18 protein-coding genes and 1 pseudogene are annotated in these 20,566 nt (G+C 46.8%); 11 read left to right on the top strand and 8 right to left on the bottom strand.

What is annotated here, in order from left to right:
* Positions 1 to 255 precede the first annotated feature (255 nt).
* Complete coding sequence (locus P3C17_RS18540; RefSeq protein WP_300930808.1) at positions 256 to 663, top strand: GNAT family N-acetyltransferase; 408 nt, start codon at positions 256 to 258, stop codon at positions 661 to 663.
* On the opposite strand, the gene P3C17_RS18535 is transcribed toward P3C17_RS18540, so the two are convergent.
* Together P3C17_RS18535 and P3C17_RS18530 are read right to left on the bottom strand one after the other, a co-directional pair.
* A complete protein-coding gene (locus tag P3C17_RS18535; protein ID WP_300930807.1) occupies positions 660 to 1,922 on the bottom strand; it encodes an ectonucleotide pyrophosphatase/phosphodiesterase in 1,263 nt (420 codons plus the stop codon). The two genes, P3C17_RS18540 and P3C17_RS18535, sit on opposite strands and share 4 nt — an antisense overlap.
* 131 nt (positions 1,923 to 2,053) lie before the next feature.
* Entirely contained in the window at positions 2,054 to 3,118 is a 1,065-nt protein-coding gene (locus tag P3C17_RS18530; RefSeq protein WP_300930806.1) for a Fic family protein, read from the bottom strand.
* Between the two features lie 245 nt (positions 3,119 to 3,363).
* On the opposite strand from P3C17_RS18530, the gene P3C17_RS18525 reads away from it, so the two are divergent.
* On the top strand, positions 3,364 to 6,414 hold the full coding sequence (locus tag P3C17_RS18525) for an EAL domain-containing protein (protein WP_300930805.1): 3,051 nt from the start codon (positions 3,364 to 3,366) through the stop codon (positions 6,412 to 6,414).
* Here the strand turns inward: P3C17_RS18525 and P3C17_RS18520 are convergent.
* Positions 6,364 to 7,683, bottom strand: a complete 1,320-nt coding sequence (locus P3C17_RS18520) for a 3-oxoacyl-ACP reductase (protein WP_300930804.1) — start codon at positions 7,681 to 7,683, stop codon at positions 6,364 to 6,366. The genes P3C17_RS18525 and P3C17_RS18520 overlap by 51 nt on opposite strands.
* A 146-nt stretch (positions 7,684 to 7,829) precedes the next feature.
* Between P3C17_RS18520 and P3C17_RS18515 the strand changes: the two genes are divergently transcribed.
* From P3C17_RS18515 to P3C17_RS18480, 8 genes and pseudogenes are all read left to right on the top strand, one after another.
* Positions 7,830 to 8,369: a sigma-70 family RNA polymerase sigma factor gene (locus P3C17_RS18515; RefSeq protein WP_300930803.1), complete on the top strand. Its 540-nt coding sequence runs from the start codon at positions 7,830 to 7,832 to the stop codon at positions 8,367 to 8,369.
* A complete protein-coding gene (locus P3C17_RS18510) occupies positions 8,366 to 9,046 on the top strand; it encodes an anti-sigma factor (protein ID WP_300930802.1) in 681 nt (226 codons plus the stop codon). Before P3C17_RS18515 ends, P3C17_RS18510 begins: the two co-directional genes overlap by 4 nt.
* 187 nt (positions 9,047 to 9,233) lie before the next feature.
* Positions 9,234 to 10,829, top strand: coding sequence for a DUF4331 domain-containing protein (locus tag P3C17_RS18505; protein ID WP_300930801.1), 1,596 nt, complete (start codon positions 9,234 to 9,236; stop codon positions 10,827 to 10,829).
* Positions 10,830 to 10,843: 14 nt separating this feature from the next.
* Positions 10,844 to 11,311, top strand: a complete 468-nt coding sequence (locus P3C17_RS18500; RefSeq protein ID WP_300930800.1) for an Ig-like domain-containing protein — start codon at positions 10,844 to 10,846, stop codon at positions 11,309 to 11,311.
* Positions 11,312 to 11,363: 52 nt separating this feature from the next.
* Positions 11,364 to 12,491, top strand: a complete 1,128-nt coding sequence (locus P3C17_RS18495) for a hypothetical protein (protein WP_300930799.1) — start codon at positions 11,364 to 11,366, stop codon at positions 12,489 to 12,491.
* Positions 12,488 to 12,970, top strand: a complete 483-nt coding sequence (locus tag P3C17_RS18490) for a hypothetical protein (RefSeq protein ID WP_300930798.1) — start codon at positions 12,488 to 12,490, stop codon at positions 12,968 to 12,970. Before P3C17_RS18495 ends, P3C17_RS18490 begins: the two co-directional genes overlap by 4 nt.
* A gap of 50 nt (positions 12,971 to 13,020) precedes the next feature.
* Entirely contained in the window at positions 13,021 to 15,018 is a 1,998-nt protein-coding gene (locus P3C17_RS18485) for a TonB-dependent receptor (RefSeq protein WP_300930797.1), read from the top strand.
* A 142-nt stretch (positions 15,019 to 15,160) separates the two neighbouring features.
* A pseudogene (locus P3C17_RS18480) lies at positions 15,161 to 15,662 on the top strand (transposase); the annotation flags it as partial.
* 42 nt (positions 15,663 to 15,704) lie between these two features.
* Here the strand turns inward: P3C17_RS18480 and P3C17_RS18475 are convergent.
* From P3C17_RS18475 to P3C17_RS18460, 4 genes are all read right to left on the bottom strand, one after another.
* Positions 15,705 to 15,935 (bottom strand): hypothetical protein, encoded by a 231-nt coding sequence (locus P3C17_RS18475; protein WP_300930796.1) that lies wholly within the window; start codon positions 15,933 to 15,935, stop codon positions 15,705 to 15,707.
* A 511-nt stretch (positions 15,936 to 16,446) separates the two neighbouring features.
* Positions 16,447 to 17,028 carry a cytochrome b gene (locus tag P3C17_RS18470; RefSeq protein WP_300930795.1) on the bottom strand — a complete coding sequence of 194 codons (582 nt, stop codon included), beginning with the start codon at positions 17,026 to 17,028 and terminating at the stop codon, positions 16,447 to 16,449.
* A 207-nt stretch (positions 17,029 to 17,235) separates the two neighbouring features.
* Positions 17,236 to 17,526 (bottom strand): high-potential iron-sulfur protein, encoded by a 291-nt coding sequence (locus tag P3C17_RS18465; protein WP_300930794.1) that lies wholly within the window; start codon positions 17,524 to 17,526, stop codon positions 17,236 to 17,238.
* Between the two features lie 166 nt (positions 17,527 to 17,692).
* Positions 17,693 to 18,457, bottom strand: a complete 765-nt coding sequence (locus P3C17_RS18460; protein WP_300930793.1) for a transporter substrate-binding domain-containing protein — start codon at positions 18,455 to 18,457, stop codon at positions 17,693 to 17,695.
* A 181-nt stretch (positions 18,458 to 18,638) separates the two neighbouring features.
* On the opposite strand from P3C17_RS18460, the gene mltA reads away from it, so the two are divergent.
* Positions 18,639 to 19,775, top strand: coding sequence for a murein transglycosylase A (gene mltA / locus P3C17_RS18455; RefSeq protein WP_300930792.1), 1,137 nt, complete (start codon positions 18,639 to 18,641; stop codon positions 19,773 to 19,775).
* A gap of 46 nt (positions 19,776 to 19,821) precedes the next feature.
* On the opposite strand, the gene P3C17_RS18450 is transcribed toward mltA, so the two are convergent.
* On the bottom strand, positions 19,822 to 20,566 hold a 745-nt coding region (locus P3C17_RS18450; RefSeq protein WP_300930791.1), incomplete at its 5' end, for an alpha/beta hydrolase.

Genomic DNA, 20,566 nt, shown 5'->3' with positions numbered 1-20,566 from the left:
CACCATGACAACGCTATTGCTAGCGAGCTAAAACCTCGGAATGGTAGGTATCATACCTCAAAGTATCATTTTTACTATATTTATATGGTTGAAAATAAATAATTCATGTATTTATCATATTTAGCACGCCGTAAAATGCTGCTTTTATCAAATCAGATTGGGTTATCTTTAGTTAGTCGCTATGACAGAAAGCTGGTTTTAAGCTCTCCAACGAAAATGTTATAGTGCTTTTTTCTGGATTTTTGAGATAAAACTGTGATCTTTACCCCTGTTCATACCCACGAATTTGCCGATCTGGTAAAACAAAAAATTGCTGAATTTAATGCGCAGCATTGGGATGCTTCAAAGCGACAGCAGCTGGGATTAAAACTGGAAAATGAAAAGGGTGAGCTTGTTGCCGCTTTAGCAGGCCGTACTTTTGGCCATTGGTTTTATCTGGAGTCCTTGTGGCTGGACGAAAAAGTTCGGGGAAAAGGCGTAGGATCAAAGCTGTTAATTGAAGCTGAAACCCTTGCCAAAGCAAGGGGCTGCAGTTTTGTTATTCTCGACACTCTGGATTTTCAGGCCAAACCTTTTTACGAGCGACATGGCTATCAGCTGGAATGGACGCAGCAGAACTACCCTTTCACCGGCTGCAAACACTTTATGACCAAAAGGCTTTAATTTTTCTTTTGCTCAGCCTGATACACAGAATGAACCCAGTCAGGATTGCCATCATTAGGTGCAGGCTGAATACCTAAAATACGGCACATCAGGTTATACAATTCGATATTAGAAAAAGCAGGAATTTGACTGCCTGCGGCAAAAGCCGGGCCATGCCCGACAAAAATAGCCTGCATAGCCGGGCTATTATTGTCATAACCATGGCTGCCGGTCACAGCGTTACGACCTGGTTTTTCCAGCCATTCTTTTTGTTTATGTTTTTGCATTAAACGCCAACCAGTGTCAGGTACAACTAACAATGGAGCTATACGTTTGCTGTTCTGATAAAACCAACGCTCTGGTAAATCCGACTTTTTATAGACCCTGGCCTGGGGTGGCAGTGACGTTTTTAGCTGCTGGTAAATAGCTTCTAATTCGTCTTTTTTCGGAAAAATGGAGACTATCTCTGGTGTCCATAACACCAACGCCGCTTTTTTCTGGTCAAACAGCTGATCCATCACAATCACCTGATCCTGTGGCACTTTGGCCATACCATGATCTGATACCAGCATCAGGTTTATGCTGTGTTGCAACCCTCTTTGTTCAAGCCCCTTCACCAATACACCCAGCGCCTGATCGACATCCATAATAGCGTCAGCCACCTGTTTTGACTCGGGGCCATAAGCATGCCCTGCGTCATCCACCGAGCTAAAATACAACGTCAGAAACTTGGGACGCTGCTCCACAGGTAAATCCAGCCAAGCCAACACAGAGTTCACTCTGTCGATATTACTGACAGAGCCATCATAGGCTTGCCACAAGCCTGGCCTGACCCCTTTAATCGCAGCTTCCGTACCAGGGAAAAAATAAGTGCCGGTTTTAACCCCCTGCTTCTCTGCAGTCACCCAAATTGGCTCACCCAACCACCAGCGGCCATTGGTGACTTCCTCTGGTTTGCTCATACGAAACACAGCATCAAAATCAGCATCGTAAATATTATTTTCGACAATACCGTGATTCGCCGGGTGCAAGCCTGTGGCTATGCTGTAATGATTAGGAAAGGTTTTTGTCGGGAAGACCGGCTGCATACTAAGGGCTCTGACACCACCTTGCGCCAGTTGATGTAAAACAGGCGCTTTATAACCGTCCCAATACTGCTGGCCAAAACCATCGATGGAGATCAGTAACAAGCTATTGGCTTGAGATTGCGACTTTGCTTCTGCGCTATGAAGATCCAGAGAGACCACTAAACACAATAAAAACAGAAAAAAACTACGCACAAAGCACCCGCTTATATCGAAAAAATAGCAGTGTACTGAGCACCGCAGGCAGTCATATGACAAAACGACCAAAAGTAAAAAAAATGCTATCAACGGCGAAAAAGCCAGGCCTGGACATGATAAAAAGCAGTTCAGGCCACTACTTGCCAGCGACCGCCTTTGGCTGGCCCTGTGCGAAGTAACTTGCCTTCAGCTTTTAATTTTGCCAATTGCTTTTCTATAGCTCTGGAGCTTAACCCCAGTTCATCTGCTATGGTTTTAGCACTTAATCTGTTGTCTTTTTTCAGTTTCTTTAAAATCTGATCTTCGGTTTTATACCAGGGTCCTGGCGTTTTTGTTTTCACTTTTTGTGTTTGCAGTTGTACAAATTGTGACAAATCGACCAAAGGCTGATCCGGCAAATTTGCCGTCTGATGCATACTACTTGTTAATTCCAGCTGTTGTAATTCGGTGTTCAGTGTTTCATCAATACTACGCAAGATAAACAAAATAAAAGCTGTTGCATCGTACTTAGGCACGGACTGACGCAAGGCTTTTTGGTAGTCACGTGATTTATCTTTAAGCACAGCAGTAAAGGGCAAATAAGCAAAACAAGGCTGCCATTGAGTTAAAACTAAATGTTGCCATAAGCGACAAAGGCGGCCATTGCCATCGGAGAAAGGATGTATAAACGCCAGTTGGTAATGCATTAAACAGGCGATCAGTAACGGATGTGCTTGTTCATGCTGCAGTTTACCCAACAGCTCATCCACCAAAGCGGACACTTTGGCCGGTGCAGGTGGCATATGCACCAGTTTGTGGCCCTCATACACACCAGCGCCCTGCTTTCTGTAGTGTCCGGCATCAGTGGACACTGAACTCATAAAAGCTGCATGAGCCTTGCGTAAATCAGCACTTTGATAAGGATTAAACTGCTCCAGCCTTTGATACAAAGCCAGAGCATTTTGCGCTTGCTGGATATCCTGCACCAAGGCTACTACACGTTTACCAGCAGCAAGCTCCTGCAATTGCAGCAATGAAAGGGAATTGTGGTCTAAAGCCAGACTAGCCTGCAAAGCTTTGTTCTGTAATTCCAGACGTTGTTGCAATGACAACGAAGTCAGAAACACCGACCACTGGGCCAGTTGCTGTTCAATGTGCTGAATTAACTCCAGGATTTCCGGATTCGGCTGATAAAAGGTTTGGTATCTATCCATCACACAACCACCTGCATCTATTCAATGTATTGAACTTATTGACCAGCTAAGACTAATAGAGGTTCACTGAAAAAACAAAGCCTTAGCAATATTTGAGCAATTTTTCTAAATTTTCAGAAATAAAACTGCAAAAACTGAACATAACAGCTTGCTTTCGTTATCCGGCTCAATAACTATTGAATCAGACGATATAAGTAGCTTTAACCCATCTGACAGTGGTTAAACAGGATTAAGCAGGAGTTTTTGTGCAAGTAAAGCGTTACTCTACTTCTGAGCTTACGCTGCGATTTTGGGCAGCCATTGCGTTGTTATTGACCTTCAGCGTAATTTTTGTTGCTTATGTCTACGCAGAAAAACGTATTGATGCAGCCAATGATCAACGGGTGTATTCGTTGAAAATCATTGGCGAGTTGCGTCAATCTTCCGATGACTTAACCCGTATGGTGCGAAGTTACATCGCAACGGAAGAACATCGCTACAAAAACCACTTCAATGAAATTATTGCGATACGCAATGGCCAATCTGCCCGGCCGGTTAATTACCATCAGGTGTACTGGGATTTAGTAGGCGAAGAAAACCAAAGACCCCGCCCCGCAGGCTCTCGTGTAGCATTAATGGATTTAATGAAAGCCACAGGTTTTACCGATGCAGAAATGTCTGCACTACAGGAAGCCAAAATTCAGTCCGATCTGTTAGCTGTGACAGAGCAAAAAGCCATGCAGCTATTGGAAAGGCCAGAGCTTGATCCCGCACAAAAAGAAAAAAACAAACAACAGGCACTGCTGAGCGTTTTTGATCTGAACTACCACAATGCCAAAATTGCCATTATGCAACCCATAGCCACTGTGTATAGTCTGGTAGACCAGCGCACCGCAGATGAAGTGGAAGATGCGATGTTTTATGCTCTGGTCATGCGTATTCTGTTTATTTTGTCCGGTTTGCTGCTGTTTTATTCACTTTGGGATATTAAAAGAGTACACAACAGTATTTTGGGCGCTTCTGTCAGCCATTTGTACGACCAAATCAAAGCCATGGGTCGGGGTGAAGTGCTGCACGATGCAGAACTGCGTAAAGCTAAACCAGGCAGTATCATGAGCTGGCTGGGCGCAACCCAGCTTAGGTTGAATAGTTCTATTCGGGAACGTCAGACCCTGATCCAGACGCTGCAGCAAAAAGAGCAATACCAACGCACTCTGATTGACAGTATTCCTTTTGTGGTTTGGTTAAAAGACATTCACGGCCGCTATCTGGAAGTCAACCAGAAGTTTGCTGAGCAGTTTCAACACCGTAATACCAGCCAGTTGGTGGGTAAAACAGATGCTGAGTTATTTGATGCTCAACGTGCCTTAAATCATGTAGTCCATGATAAACAAGTGCTGACATCAGGTCAGCCACAGGTGATCCGGTCACAACATAAAACTGAAACAGATCAGTACTGGTATGAAACCTACAAAGCCCCAGTGTTGGTTGATGATGAATATGTGGGGACTGTGGGTTTATCCCGGGATATTACGTTGGAGCACACAGCAGATAACAAATTACGCCTGTCAGCCAGCGTGTTCACCCATGCCCGTGAGGGCATTATGATCACTGATCCTCTCGGTGTGATGATTGATGTGAATCAGGCATTTACCGAGATCACAGGCTACAGTGCCAAACAAGCCATAGGCTGTACCCCACGTTTATTGCAGTCTGAGCATCAGGATGAACTTGCTTTTAGCTCTATGTGGCAAAGCTTGCAGCAACAGGGCTTCTGGTCTGGTGAGTTATGGAGTCGTAAAGCTTCAGGCGAAGATTTTTTCCAAAGCCTGACCTTAAGTGCAGTGCTGGATGATAAAGGCCAGCTACAACATTATGTCGGGCTGTTTTCTGACATTACCAACCAGTATCAGCAGCAACAACACCTTGAAAAAATTGCGCTCTATGACTCAATGACCGGCTTACCAAACCGCAGTGCTTTAACCCAGCAGTTACAACTGCTACTGAAAAAATCCACTGAAGAGCAGATGCTTGCTGTTGCTTATCTTGATCTAGATGGTTTTAAAGAAATTAACGACCGCCATGGTCACGAAACCGGCGACCAGTTTTTAATTGCTTTATCCGAACGACTGCAATCTCAGCTTGAAGAAACTGAGTTACTGGCCCGTATCGGCGGTGATGAATTTGTGGTGTTGTTGCCCGCATTAAAGGACAAAAAGGCTGGCCTTGCCAAAATTCAGCAACTGCTGGATGTTGTGGCTAAACCGCTGAAAATAGACGAATGGATGTTGTCAGTGTCTGCCAGTATAGGCCTGACCTTTTACCCTCAGACGGATGCCACTGAAGCAGAACAGCTGATACGTCAGGCGGATCATGCGATGTATCAGGCTAAGCAGGATGGTAAAAACCGCTGCCATCTGTTCGATACCGACTACGCCCGCAGTTTACGTGGCCACCAGGAAACCATAGTAGAAATCCGCCAAGGCCTGGCGCTTAAACAGTTCAGGTTGTTTTATCAGCCCAAAGTCAATATGCATACAGGTGAAGTGATAGGTGCTGAAGCCCTGATCCGTTGGATGCATCCACAAAAAGGTATGGTCGCTCCTGCCTTGTTTTTACCTGCAATAGAACAACACAGCCTGGGGGTCGAGCTGGGGTATTGGGTGATTGAAGAAGCTTTACGTCAATTGGCCGAATGGCAACGTCAGGGCATGACCATTCCTGTCAGTGTCAATATCTCTGCCTATCATTTACAGCAGCTGGACTTTGTAAATCGCCTGCAGTTGTTACTGCATTTTTATTCAGACGTGCCTGCATATTTGTTGCAACTGGAAATACTGGAAACCAGTGCACTGAATGACTTAACCCATGTACAGGCCGTGATGCAGGCTTGTATTCGCAGCGGCGTTAGTTTTGCGCTGGATGATTTTGGCACTGGGTACTCGTCATTAACCTATTTAAAACGTTTGCCTGCGACAGTGCTGAAAATAGACCAGAGTTTTGTTCGCGATATGTTAGTCGACCCGGACGATTTAGCTATTCTTAAAGGCATTATTGTATTGGCCAATGAATTTAAAAGAGAAATTGTCGCTGAAGGGGTGGAAACCACAGAGCATGGCGAAATGCTGCTGCAATTAGGTTGTACTCATGCTCAGGGCTACGGCATAGCCCGTCCTATGCCAGCCGAGCAATTTATGCCATGGAAAAAAGCCTGGCTGCCGCCTGATATCTGGGCTGCAGCACTGGTGGGATCAGGTATTCATCCTTCAGGCTCCGATAAAACATTGACCACACACTCTCAGCACAGAGCCGTTTAAACCAGCGGCATCTGGTCGTGCAAAAAAGGCCACAGCCAAAGCCACATCCTGAGGTAAGCCCGCCTGACTCAAAGAGTTTAACCGTCGTCCCACTTCACGTGGGATGGCCGGCATGGCTGCTGTCATTTGCGTTTCAATAAAACCTGGGGCTATGGCGTTAAAGGTAATGCCTCTGTGGTCCTGCATCGCCATATACTGACAATACCCCACCAAAGCGGCTTTTGAGCTGGCATAATTGGTCTGGCCTTTTTGCCCTGCCAAACCATTCATCGACGACAACAACACGACCCTCCCTTCCGACCGGAGCAGTTGTTGTTCCAGCAGCAATGAATTAATACGTTGCACTGCACGCAGATTCACCTCCAGAGTTTGAGTCCACTGAGCTTCTGCCATTCTGTGAAATAGTTTATCGCGGGTAATACCAGCATTGTGTACCAGAATATCAAGTGTCAAACCTTGTTGTGTTAACCAGTCACTCAGTAGCTCCGCACTGTTGAGCTGACTGATATCCAGCGCCAGACTTTTGCCTTGCAACTGCTGCATCAAGGCACTAAGTGTTGCTTCGGCTTGCGGAATATCCAGCCCAATGACGGTAGCGCCCTGCTCTGTCAGCGTTGTGGCTATGGCAGCACCAATACCACGGGCCGCACCTGTCACCAAAGCAACTTTCCCCTGAAGTGGTTTTTGCCATGGGCTTAGTTCAGCTATTTTTGCTGGAAGCACAGGCAACACCTGACCTGTGACATAAGCTGATGCTTTGGAGAGAAAAAACTCTGCCGCAGGTAACAGACTCTGCTGTACGCCCTGGTGCAAAGATAATAAATTGGCTGTACTGCCAAAACGCCCCAGCTCTTTGGCTATGGAGCGGGTAAAGCCTGATAAAGCAGCTGCTGCGGCTGCAGCATCTGCGTTGCTGGTATCAGCTAAAGCCCGCGCCAGGATCAGGACTCGGCCGTTTTTCGCCAAAGCAGGTAAAACACTGTGTAACTCTTGCCAGACTAAATCCAGCTCTACGGTGCTTTGCAGCTCTGTACCATCAAAAATAATGGCCTGAAATAGCCCGCCAGAAGCTTCATCAAAGCGAATATCTGGCAGATGGCTTAAATGCTGACGCAGCAACAGACTGTGCTGAGATGTCTTTCCGCACAACAGCACTGAACCGCTAAAACACGAGCTTTCACCTTGTGGTCGCTGCAAAGGCGTCGCTTGTGGTACACCACACCAGCGGCCTAGTGCAGAATCTGCTAAAGCTGTAACCCAGGATGTCATAAAGGCGCCTTGTTATTTTTGTTACTGTTTATTTTTGGTGGTGGTTATCTTAGCGGCAACAAAAAAGTTTCACCAGAGTGCATCCAAAGCTCTATGCCCTTCGTAGCTGATATAGATGTCAAAGTAACGGAGTGGAAAAATAACAGATGGGACCACAAGAACAGTTGATCCAATGGCTACAGGCCACGGCGCAGGGCGATAAAAATGCTTTTGCCCAACTCTATAAAGCAACATCAGGAAAGCTTTTTGCCGTGAGCCTGCAATTGCTCAGACGCCGGGACTGGGCAGAGGATGTATTGCAGGATGCCTTTGTCCGCATCTGGCACAATGCGGCAGATTATCATACCGACAAAGGCACAGTGATGACCTGGATGATCAGTATCACCCGTTACCGGGCTTTGGACCTCATAAAAACCCGACAATTTAAAGCCGAACATATAGAGCTGGATCCGGACTGGAGCCCGGACGATAACGAGGGGGAGCCTGTCAGCCTGGCCAGGGAAAAGGTCAAGCTGGATGACTGTATGTCTGCATTGGAGGCTGAGCACCGTCAGTCTATTTATCTGGCTTTTGTAAACGGCCTGACACATCACGAAATCACCAGCCATACCGGCGCACCTTTAGGTTCGGTTAAAAGCTGGATCCGCCGGGGCTTAGCCCGCTTAAAGAGGTGTCTTGAAGCATGAATTATTTACAGCAAGAACGGCTGGACGCCTTAAGTGTTAACTATGTGTTAGGGGGCATGAGGGGAAAAGCCAGACAAAGATTTCAGCGGCTGTTGATGCAACAGCAACAAGCTCGTGAGTCGGTATGGCGCTGGGAACAACATCTGAATCCACTGGCAGAGTCTTTGCCTGCGGTTGAACCTGATGAGAGTCTATGGCAGAAACTGCAACAACGCCTCGGCTGGCAAAACGCAGAGGTAGTGCAGCTCAAACCCAAAAGCAGTTGGTTGCATCCGGCGAACTGGGTGGCCGTGGCCGCAGCAGCTTGTCTGGCTCTGGTGTTATTACTGCCCCCTCCGGCTACAGCACCTGTGGAGCTGGCGGTGATCCAAACCAAAGAGGCGAAAGCCTTGTGGTTAGTTTCTAAACAAGGTGACACAGTGGTGCTGCAAGCAACAGCTGCTGTGCCTGCCGATCCGGCGCATGATTATGAACTCTGGATGTTACCGACGTCTGGCCAACCCCCTATTTCACTGGGGTTATTGCCACAAAGCGGCAAAGTTAGTTATCCATGGCCAAAAGCTGCTGCAGGTTTAATGGTGGCTGTACTTGCTGTGAGTTTAGAACCTAAAGGCGGTTCGCCTACAGGACAGCCGACCGGAGCTGTGCTGCATACCAGCGAATTGATGACTCTCTAACTTAAGTGATGAATTGTGCTATTGAATCAAAACGGAGCCATCAGGTTCCGTTTTTTTATGCCTGTTTGCCCTGTATTTTTCAGCCGCTACAAGGTTCTGAAAAGAATAATTTATTTATTTTCTTTTTGCTGCATCCAAAAAAAACACTTTGTCGTTACTCTCTGTGCAACATCAACAGAGGAACACAATGATGAAACTACAAAAGACCATAAGCACCATCAGTCTCGCCGTCGCTATCGCCTTATCAGGTATGGCTCAGGCATCCAGCCACAGGGAAGCTCCAAATATTACCCGTCTGCCGACACTCGATTCGACCGACTTTTATCTGTTTAACAGTTACGAGGCAGGTCGTTCGGGTTATGTCACTGTGCTGGCAAACTACATTCCGCTGCAAGACCCACAAGGTGGGCCAAATTACTTTGCGCTCGACCCTGCAGCTGTTTATAGCATCCACATCGATAACACTGGGGATGCGGTAGAAGATATGACGTTTCAGTTTCGTTTTAGCCAGCAACTGATCAATGACAATATGGGAGTCAAGCTGCCGATTGGTCCGGCAGACAACCAAAAAATGGTGGCGGTCCCTTTGAAAAACGTCGGTGCTATCAGCGCAGGTAACTCGGCAGCATTAAACTTTATCGAAACCTATCAATTGAGTCTGGTTTCAGGACCGCAGCAAAGCGGCACTAAAACCTTATTAAGCTCAGGTTCTGCTGACGGTAGTTTTACCAAACCTTACGATTACATTGGCGAAAAAACCTTTGGCAACAGCACTGCTTACCAAAGTTATGCAAACCAATATATGTACGAGACCAGCTTGCCTGGCTGTGATGCCAAAGCCCGTGTTTTTGTCGGACAGCGCAAAGATCCTTTTGTCGTAAACCTCGGTGAAACTTTCGATTTAGTGAACTATGTTCCGGTTGAAGGCGACAGTGCCCCTGGTGCAGGTGATGCTGCTGGCTTTCCTGGTGGTATCACGCAAAACTCCGCCAATGATGATTTACGCGGTAAAAACGTCACCACACTGGCATTGGAACTACCAACCTCTTGCATCACAGGAACTGGTAACGGTGTAATTGGCGCCTGGACCACAGCCAGTCTGCCGCAAGCGAGGATCTTAAACCCCAATCCGGCGTTTGATAATACAGAAGTCAATGGCGGCGCTTTAGTGCAGGTTTCGCGTTTAAGTAACCCGCTGGTGAATGAGCTGGTCATAGGTGTGGCGGATAAAGATAAATTTTCAGCCAGTCACCCGAAAGATGATGGTCAGTTTGCCGACTATGTCACCCATCCAAGCTTACCCGCCCTGCTGAATGTGCTGTTTAAAGACGCTGTTAATACAACGCTGGGCACCAACATCGAGGATTTAGCACCCACCAATTTCCCACGTACCGACTTAGTCACGGCATTTTTAACAGGTGTGCCTGGTGTCAATCAGTTAAGCACAGTCACTCCTTCAGAAATGCTGCGATTAAATACGGCCATAGCGGCTACGCCAGCAGCTAATCAATCTGCTTTTGGTGTTGCAGGCAACGATTTAGCCGGTTTCCCTAATGGTCGTCGCCCTGGTGATGATGTAGTTGATATTGCGCTACGGGTCATGATGGGCGCCTTGTGTCATGACATTCCAGTCAATGGCACACTAACTAATCTGGGACTCTGTGAACCTGCAGATGCGGCTGTAGGTAATGTACCTTTTACAGATGGTGCCCMGCTGGATGCCAGCATGATAGACAGCAGTTTTCCCTATTTACGTGCACCACTGGCTGGTTCACCTAACTAAGAAGGAACTGGATAATGCGTAAATTAATATGGCTTTTCCCTTTAGTGTTGTTATCCGCCTGTGGGTCTGACGACAAAACAAATTCGGCACCTGTCTTTGCCGAAGCCAGTTTTGTTACAGAAACAGAGACACAAGTGATGGATCGACTGATGGCTACCGATCCTGACGGAGATATGCTGAGCTATAGCATCGACTCTCAGCCAGCTAATGGCAGTCTGACACTGAACAGCAATGGTGATTTTGTTTACCAACCCAAGGCTGAATATACAGGCAGCGACAGTTTTGTCGCCCGGGTAACAGATGGAGAACTCACCGCGAGAGCCACAATCAGCTTTGAAGTCAACAGAGCCACGGTCTCCTTCCTGCAATACAGCAAAGCCGCTTTTGCTCAACAGGAAACTGACATGGCCTTATCGACCAACGGGCGGGATTTTACTCAGGACACTGAAGATACAGCGGATTACGCTGAAGTGTTTCAGTAACAAGGGACTGAAGTAAGTCAGCCCCGGTCTGACCGGGGCTGTTATGGAGCAAATGATGTTACAAAAAACAGCATGCATTACCGTGCTTTCTTTTTTATTGGCAGGCACAGCAGCCTCCTTGCCCGCTATAACTTTTGCGGCTTCTCCTGAAGCCGGATTGATATTGCAGAGCAAAAGTCGCGTTGTGTTGCCCTCTTGGGTGAAACAGCTAGAACAGCAGGCCTCACAATCTCAGTCAGCTGCGGATAAAGTGACACTGGCACAGGCCTACCTACAACTGGCTCGTCAGCCGGGCTGGAGCCGTTATTTTGATAAAGCACAGCAGCTATTAAAAAAAGCTCACAGCCCCTATTCTGCCGCCTATTGGTTGGTTTTGGCCGATACTGCGCAGCAGCAACATCAGTTTGAAGATGCGCTGAATTATCTGGCAAAAGCCCAGCAACTGCAGCCTGACGATATCAATGCTTTGTTAATGAAAAACCGGATTTATCTGGTACAAAACAATACTGCCGCGGCGCTGGCTGAATGCAAAAAGTTGCTGGGGCAACAAGAGCTGTTTTTATTGTCCTTGTGCAGCTTGGAAGTTGCAGGACGTCAAGGCAAAACTCAGGACAGTTACAAGGCTTTGCAACTCCTAGCAAGGCAACAGCAAACTATCCCACTGGCGCAACAACAGTGGCTGATTGCCGTGCTTGCTGAGCAAGCGGAAGCCTTACGCCAACCCAAGCAAGCCAGAGTCTGGTTAGAGCAGCTGTTATTCGCAGCACAATCTGAGCTTGCACCTTTGCCACTCTGGGTGAAATGGGCCGATTTGACGCTGAAGCAGGATGCCGCTTTGGTGTATCAGAAATTACAGCATTTGCATCAACAACAACAGCTCGAAGACGCGCTTCTGCTACGTCTGGCTTTAGCGGAACAACAAATGGCCGAAGGGCAAGAGTATCAACTCCTGATGCAACAAAGGGTTTCACTGCGGGAACATCGTCAGGACACTCTGCACAGCGCTGACCTGGCTCATTATTATCTGCGACTCACCCCTGATCCAGAGAAAGCCTTGTACTACGCCAGACTAAATGTCCAGCAAGCACAAGAGCCGGATGATCAGCTTTTATTCAATCTGGCGCTTGCACAGTCGCAACAAGACAATCCCCCCTCAGTCCAAACAGGAGAACAACCATGAAATGGCTTGCAGTGATAAGCTTATGTTTGAGTTGCTGTGTCTCTGCACACAGTTTAAGTACTGCTTTTATGCAACTACAAAATACAGATGCGGGATTATCCGCCACACTGGAACTGAGTATTGTCGACTTACAACAGGCATTGAACTGGCCTGCAGATCAGGATGTACGCTGGAGTGATATCCAAAAAAACAAGACACAGATCATCAGCTATCTGCAGCAACATCTGCATGTAAAGAGTAAGCAGAATAACAGCTGCGTGCTGGAAACAGAGGCCAATGCATGGACAGCTGTAGAAAAAAACCAAACCTATTATTTAAGTTTGCCCTTATTCAGTACTTGTGATGCGCACCAAAGTTCGTTGCATTACCAGCTGTTTAGTGAACTGCACGATCATAAACTGCTGGTGAGCTGGCAAGACAAACAATGGGTTGTCTCGCAGCAAAGCCCTCAACTGAACTTAATCAAAGTGACTCTCTGATGGACAGAACTAAACAAATTTTATACTGCTGTTCCGTACTATTTTCAGTCATGGTAACAGCAGAAGAACAAGTCGCTGGCGCTGTACCCGAGCCTGAACTGATTTTAGTACGAAGCCACCATCATCAGCATGGCGCAACAATCAACGCCTCAGAAGGCCATGTGCATGGTGTAGATATTGAACAACGGGCACTGCTAAGACCCGGCGATATGCTGGAGTTTGTGCCAGGCATGGTCGTAACTCAACACAGTGGCAGCGGTAAAGCCAATCAATATTTTTTACGTGGTTTCAATTTGGATCACGGCACCGATTTTGCCACCTCTGTCGATGGTATGCCCGTGAATATGCGTAGTCATGGACACGGACAGGGCTATTCTGACCTTAATTTTCTGATCCCCGAACTGGTTGAGCATATCCGCTACAGGAAAGGAAATTATCAGGCTAAGGATGGTGATTTTGCTAACGCTGGAGCCGCTGATTTTGAGTTAAAAAAACAAAGCCCGGAACAGCTGCAACTGACCTTAGGTGAGTATCAATACCAGAGGTTGTTACTCAAAGGAAGTACTGCCCTGGACTCAGCCGACTGGCTTAATGCCATTGAATTACAAGGGTATGCAGGCCCATGGCAAGGAGTGGACGAACAAGTTGAAAAAGTAAATTTTGTAAGCCGTTATAGTGCACAGCAGCAAGACTCGACGCAGCAGTTGACTCTGATGCTGTATGACAACAGTTGGAATGCAGCCGACCAGGTCCCGCAGCGTGCCATAGACCAGAACCTGATTAGCCGACTAGGTGTCATAGATCCAGACTCCGGCGGTAACAGCAACAGACAAAGCCTTTCCGGTCACTGGCAACAACAGGACTGGAAAGCCAGCGGCTACTGGATCCGCAGCCAACTGCAACTTTGGTCAAACTTTAGTTATTTTCTTAATGACCCACAGAACGGCGATCAATTTGAACAAAACGATGAAAGACAGCTATTTGGTGGTGAAGTCAGTAAAGAAATGCAGTTAAAACTTGGTGCTCTGGAGTGGAGCCATCAATTAGGTCTACAAAGCCGTTACGATGATATTAAGCAACTGGGATTATCCTTATCGCAAAACAGGATCCAACGTGAAGCCGTTCGAATGGATCAAGTACAGCAGCACTCCTGGTCCCTGTTCCATCAACAACAACTGCAATTAAGCGCCAACTGGCAAGCATTACTCGGACTAAGGTATGACTGGATGTCTGCCAGAGTTGAAAGTTTGTTAACTCAGGAAAATAGTGGTCGCGCCTCAGACGGTATCAGCTCGGTCAAGCTTGGACWGCGCTACCAGCCTGATGAAGCTCAACAGTGGGATTTGTCATTGGGCCAGGGTATGCATTCTAATGATGCCAGGGGAGCCACCATAAAAACAGATCCGGTCAGCGGTGAAGCTGCCGATGCAGTACCTTTGTGGGTGCGTTCTGAAGGCGCGGAGTTGGGCTGGCGTTACCTGCAATCCAACAACTGGCAAGTTTCTGTTGCGTTGTGGACCTTAAAGCTGGACTCCGAACTGGTTTATATTGGCGATGCAGGCGGGACAGAACCGAACCGCGCCTCACACCGCACTGGTGCAGAATTGGCTTGGTATTATTGGATAAATTCAGACTGGACTCTGGATTTAGAGCTAGCCAGCAGTCACAGCAGATACCGCAACAGCACCGCAGACGAAGGACGTTTTATCGAAGGGTCCCTGCCCGCTGTGGCTAGCATAGCCATTAACTACCACAACGATTCAGGCTTACATGCAAATTTACGCCTGCGCCATTTCGGCAACAGAACTCTGGATAGCGAAAATAAAGAAAGAGCCCCTAGCAGCACAGTGTTTAATGCCGACTTGTCTTATCAATGGCATCAATGGGACTTTGGTGTCGAACTCTTGAATCTGACCAACAGGAAAGTAGCAGACATGGTGTATTTTTACCAATCCCGTTTACAGAATGAAACTCTGCCTGCAGACGACAGGCATTTTCACCCTTTAGAGCCACGTATGTTGCGATTTTCTGTAGCTTATCGTTTTTAGTTAATCTGAGTTCATGATAAAAAATTTGAACTAAAGGCCATCTTTATTGTGATCGGATCTTTCGATCACAATAAAGATGGCCCACACAAGTTAGTGGAAGCATTTTACTATATCTATGATTTTCCTAACTTTTTACATCTGAATGAGGGAGCAGTCAACGGATGAAAGACGTAAGCGCCAAGGCTCTGGCCGTATGGTGATGAGCAAAGTGATGACTATCATTATCTTTTTCCAGATGTTTCAGCACCGTGATTTCAAAAACTTCTACACTGACTACCTGGCGCTTTTTTACAAATCAGCCTTTCCAAACCTGCTCAGCTATCCTCGCTTTGTCGAAATGATGCCTACTTACTGCATTGGTGCCTCTTTGCAGCTACTTTGCCAGCCTGAAAAGGGACTATGGGCTGGTTTTATGGATTTAAACCGCATTTAATTGTTAATCATCAAGGATGATAGTAGCTGCGAAAATCCCCCACCAATGTGCATGACACAAAACCAGTGCCAAACATGGTGTATACCACATGGACAAACCTTATACCGATACAGTCTACATCAGCAAAACACTATCCAATGATCTGTTGGGAAAAGGCATCACACTGGTCACGAACGAGCGTAAAAACATGAAAGCAAAGGCACTATTATTGTGAGATAGAGGGGGCTCTCAAGGCGCCTTATCATAGAAACCATCAACGACCAGTTGAAAATATTTCATCAATGGAGCACTTACGCCCCAGATAATATGGGCCAGCTTGTTGGCCATGGCGACCACGGCCTTTTTTCTGCTGAATGCCAAACTCCAACAAAAATCCATGCGCCTGATTACTAACAGCGGTACGATCCTCACCCAACTGCTCATGTAATTTGAGTAAACAGCCAAAAGCCTGATGCTCCTCAATGCGAACATGCGCAATGTGCATCGTCGGCCGCTTCGCAAATGGCTCCGGCGTCGTTAAAGTCATTTTTATTTGACTTTACGAGAGGCTTCAGGAAATTCGCCGGTATCATGTCAGCACAATAACCAAGGCTTCTGGCTTTACGACACCAAGGGTGTGCGCCTCCACAGGCATCAAAAAAACACAGTGCAAGGCGGCAAATTTGCAGGTATTCTGCAAACTTACTGACGAGCATTTTGCGCTTTTCTACTACTTTTCCGTGCTGATCTTACCCAATCACATGACAACTGAGCTTGCCAAGATCCACGCCTAATGTTTTGATAGACATGCTCATTCGCCTCTTTTGGTTTGGTCACCTCATCCGAAATCAGCATAGGAGGCAAGTCATCACATTAGACCTGACCTGWAACATCAGCAGAATCTTTGGACAGAAAAAACTTTGCAGCAACCCAGGATGTCATTGCCATTCTCTGTAAGGCTAAAAATGTCAGTTATCTTAAAGGCATACACGCATGGAAGCCAGCTAAAACCTGCATCACCGAGGTGGTAGCATTTTTAACAGCGTTCGGTCTTTTAATTTGATGTGATGGTACAAAGCGGCCGCAGCATGCCCCAGGATCAGCAGCCATACCAGATAAGCTCCGCCCTCTTTATGGATGAAATCCATAGGCACTTCAAATTGCTCAAAGCTCAGCCCTGCCCAGTCCTGGATCAGCAGCTGAAAAAGCCAGGTATCTGCAAACTTCGGAATTTCAAACCAAAAGAAAAACTCCGTAGCAACACCAGTCCCCAGATAGCCAGTCAAAGGCATAATGATGAGCACAGCATAAAGGGCTAAATGGCCGAAATGAGCCGCCTTGTGCATCAAAGCAGAACCTGGCTCCGGTGTGGGCTGTACATTGCTCCAACGCCAGCAGATCCGAAGTACAACCAATACAGCTATGGTAACTCCAAAAGATAAATGCAGCTGCAATGCAGTCCAGTTTATCGCTGTGTCTTTTTCTGTAAACCACTGCCTGTAATACACTGCTGTATAAGCAAAAAGAAAGAGTAAAGCCGTCGCCCAATGCAGTGCTCTTGCGATATAGCCGTAGTGAGTCGGGGTGTTCTTCATCATGCGTATGCTGCCTTGGTCAATGTGAAACTAAGTTCGATGTTAAGACGGCATAGTGCGGAAAAAAAACAAAATTAACAGAAGAAAAGTATGCAAATTATCGAACACTGAGTGGGATTGGTTCTGTATTAGCACCTCTGAACAGTGCAAAGAGTATACAAGCCAGCGCTATGGTGCTGGCTTGTATTTACTTTATAGCCTGAAATCGACTTAACTTTTTTTCGCCCAGGCAGCACACCAGCCTTCGGCATGAACCAGCTTACCAGGGAAAATATTACAACCTCGTAACGCTTCGCCATCTTTGCCTTGTATCTGCATACAATTGGCACAGTTGGCGCCATCAACAGTGGATTTTGCGACATATTTCATCGCTACAGCCATTGGATCGTCAGGCTTCACCACTTCTTGTGCCACAGCATGTAAAGCTGTACCGCCTAAAGTGATACCGACTAAGGTCGAAGCCGATAGTTTTAAAAAATTACGTCTGTCTAAATTTCCCATCTTTTACTCCGTTTCGTTTTTGGTTGTATCAAGGTGTTCTGCCCCTTGATAGATAACGCTACGGAGTATGTGGCAAAGAAGACTGCGTTGATTTGATCTAAAGCAGTGTCTGGTCGGAATAATCTGGCAAGTTCAGCAGACAGCAGTGAGAGCTACGGTCACAACCTCAGGATTTAGTCACATAAAATTTCAGCCACTGCGCTATGGAGCCTTGCTGTTGTTGCTCACGCAGATACTGATTAAAAGCCGCCAGTTGCGGTTTCCAGCGTGGATGAAAAGCCACAGTTAAACCTACAGGGCTAAAACCAGTGGCAGAACGGTACAGTTGCTTGTCAGGAAAGTGATGATGCAACAACCAGTTAGCGACATGCTCATTCATAAACGCATAATCACAACGGCCATTGAGCAACATATTCAGTTGAGTCAGTTCACTGGACGAATCCACTCTGGCCGTCTCATTGGTCTGAAAAAATGGTGTTAAGGCATCATAGATATAATACTGGCGGGTGCAGATGGCTTTACCTTTCACCCAATCCGCTAACTGCCCTTGCGCGGCCAGTGGCTGGCGGGCGAATAAATAGTCCTTATGCTCTAATAATGGTTCGGAAAACAGCAGTTGATCAGGATGTTGAGTCCATTCTTTTGCCAGCAAAATGGCATCCACTTCTCCCTGATAGAGCCTGTGTTCAGCACGGGTTCTGTTATCGGCCACATACTGAACACGAATATTTTGTTGTTGAAAAAAATCCTGTAATACTTCTGGCACCAGTCCTACTACTTTTTGAGTTTTTTCGTCCTGATACATATAAGGCGGTACTTGCGGGTAATACAACACAAATTTCAGATCGGTAGTTTTGGGGGCAGCCTGCACTGTGGTCATAGCACCAAGCGTTGTTAGCAGTATCAAAACACTTACTTTCCATAGTTTCATTGTTTTACCTGTCAAACCAAAGCAGAACATCGCTGTGTGTAAAACAGATAATACAAGCATTAGTGTTTTTATCAAATGGTTGTTTTTACCCTGCCCGGCCTAAAATTTTCTGATCAGCTGTTGTCAGTAAAGCTTTGGTGACTTAGAGTGCCGCCACAGTCTTTTTTGAATCTTATCTCTTATGAAACATCATCTTTTGTGGCTTGGCATCGCCAGCCTGGTTTTATCGGCCTGCAGCCAAACCTCTTCCGGCATTCATCAGTCCAATCAGTTTGCCAATAATGGACTGGATAAAAAAGCCAAAGCATTGAATGGCACTTACAGGTTACAACCAGAAGCCGCCCTAAAAACTCAATGGCTAACCCCGGAATTGTTGGTAGGCCTTGAAGAACAGCTAAAGTACTTAAACAAAAAGTCAGTGCCACAGCAGCATAACTTGCCGGGTTTAGCGGTCAATAAAACTCAGTTGCAACAAACAATACGTGATTTACAAGCCTGGGCAGAACAACCCTCAGCGCAAGGCAGTAAGTCCTTTGCCTTGTATCAGTTGGCCGGTGAAGATGGCAAAGGTAATGTGCAATTTACTGGTTATTATGTGCCGGTATTTAAAGTTCGATCCACACCGGATGCAGAATACAAATACCCTATTTATCGCAAACCTGCTGGCTTAAGCCAATATCCCAGCCGTGAACAAATCGACTTTGAACAGGTTTTGGCCGGGCAAGGGCTGGAGCTGTTTTACAGCAATAGTCTGGTCGACAATTTTTTTATGCAGGTACAAGGCTCTGGCGTGGTTGAAGATGAATACGGCCAACAGCATTTATTAAGTTATGGCGGCGGCAATGGTCACTCGTATCGCAGTTTAGGCAAAGTGCTGATTGAAATGGGTGAATATACGGCGGACACTATTTCTGCCACGGCCATTAAAGAATGGCTGGCCACACATCCGGACAGACAACGTGAGCTGATGAGCCGTAACCCAAGCTACACCTTTTTCTCGCCTGGCTTAGATAAACCTGTAGGGGCTGCCAATGTGCCTTTAACTCCACTGCATTCCATAGCCGTTGATCCGGCCTTTATTCCTTTAGGTTCCATAGTACTGGCGCAAGTGCCGTTGCTGGACGAAAAAGGTGAATTAACAGGCCATGAGTTCAGATTGATGCTGGCGCAAGATAAAGGCGCTGCTATTAAAACGCCTGGTCGTATTGATGTGTATCAGGGGATTGGAGAAGAAGCTCAGCAGCGCAGCGATAGCTTACGTCACTACGGCAAAATCTGGCTGGTGTTGCCAAAACAAGGACCAGAGCCACAGCTCTGATCCTTGAGTGTAAACATATAGTTTATTTATGGTATTAGCTCAGGTCTTAGTTCAGGTGCTTTTTCAGCGCCTGACCTGCCTGGTCCAGAGCTGCTTGTGTACCTGGCACATCAGACAACACATTCAGTAAACCAAAGTCGTGGATCATGCCGTTGTAGCGCACTGAAGTGACTGTCACACCAGCAGCATCCAGTTTGTTGGCATAAGCTTCACCTTCGTCACGCAGTACATCCAAAGCTGCGGTTTGAACCAGAGCTGGTGGTAAACCTGTTAACTGCTCTGTGGTTGCACGCAGTGGGGAGGCATAAATCTCGTTACGCTCTGCAGGGTTGGTGGTGTAGTTATCCCAGAACCACTGCATCATGTTTTTGGTCAGGAAGTAGCCGTCTGCAAACTGGTTGTACGAGCTATTCTCAAAGTTCGCATCAGTCACAGGCCATAACAGCAACTGGAATTTCAGTTTTGGAGTCCCAGCTTCTTTGGCTTTTAACGCGACGACTGCCGCCATATTGCCACCGACACTGTTACCCGCTACTGCTAAACGTGAACTGTCGATATTCAGCTCTTTACCATGCTCAGCCACCCATTTGGTTGCGGCATACGCCTGATTAATAGCTGTTGGGTATTTGGCTTCTGGTGATGGTGTGTAATCCACATAGACTGCAGCTGCACCAGAGCGGCTGACTAAATCACGGATTAAACGCTCGTGGGTTGGGAAATCACCTAATACCCAGCCACCACCGTGGAAGAACATAAAGGCTGGTAATACCCCTTTGCTGCCTGCAGGGCGA

It is taken from the genome of Rheinheimera sp. 1928-s, from assembly GCF_029269265.1.
Taxonomy (GTDB): domain Bacteria; phylum Pseudomonadota; class Gammaproteobacteria; order Enterobacterales; family Alteromonadaceae; genus Pararheinheimera.
This window is presented reverse-complemented; position numbering and strand designations above follow the sequence as displayed.

Coding starts and splice junctions, on each gene's coding strand:
- P3C17_RS18510 (WP_300930802.1), top strand. CDS start 8,366: ATGAATTATTTACAGCAAGAACGGCTGGACGCCTTAAGTGTTAACTAT.
- P3C17_RS18465 (WP_300930794.1), bottom strand. CDS start 17,526: ATGGGAAATTTAGACAGACGTAATTTTTTAAAACTATCGGCTTCGACC.
- P3C17_RS18530 (WP_300930806.1), bottom strand. CDS start 3,118: ATGGATAGATACCAAACCTTTTATCAGCCGAATCCGGAAATCCTGGAG.
- P3C17_RS18495 (WP_300930799.1), top strand. CDS start 11,364: ATGATGTTACAAAAAACAGCATGCATTACCGTGCTTTCTTTTTTATTG.
- P3C17_RS18515 (WP_300930803.1), top strand. CDS start 7,830: ATGGGACCACAAGAACAGTTGATCCAATGGCTACAGGCCACGGCGCAG.
- P3C17_RS18520 (WP_300930804.1), bottom strand. CDS start 7,683: ATGACATCCTGGGTTACAGCTTTAGCAGATTCTGCACTAGGCCGCTGG.
- P3C17_RS18500 (WP_300930800.1), top strand. CDS start 10,844: ATGCGTAAATTAATATGGCTTTTCCCTTTAGTGTTGTTATCCGCCTGT.
- P3C17_RS18470 (WP_300930795.1), bottom strand. CDS start 17,028: ATGATGAAGAACACCCCGACTCACTACGGCTATATCGCAAGAGCACTG.
- P3C17_RS18460 (WP_300930793.1), bottom strand. CDS start 18,457: ATGAAACTATGGAAAGTAAGTGTTTTGATACTGCTAACAACGCTTGGT.
- P3C17_RS18475 (WP_300930796.1), bottom strand. CDS start 15,935: ATGCACATTGCGCATGTTCGCATTGAGGAGCATCAGGCTTTTGGCTGT.
- P3C17_RS18490 (WP_300930798.1), top strand. CDS start 12,488: ATGAAATGGCTTGCAGTGATAAGCTTATGTTTGAGTTGCTGTGTCTCT.
- mltA (WP_300930792.1), top strand. CDS start 18,639: ATGAAACATCATCTTTTGTGGCTTGGCATCGCCAGCCTGGTTTTATCG.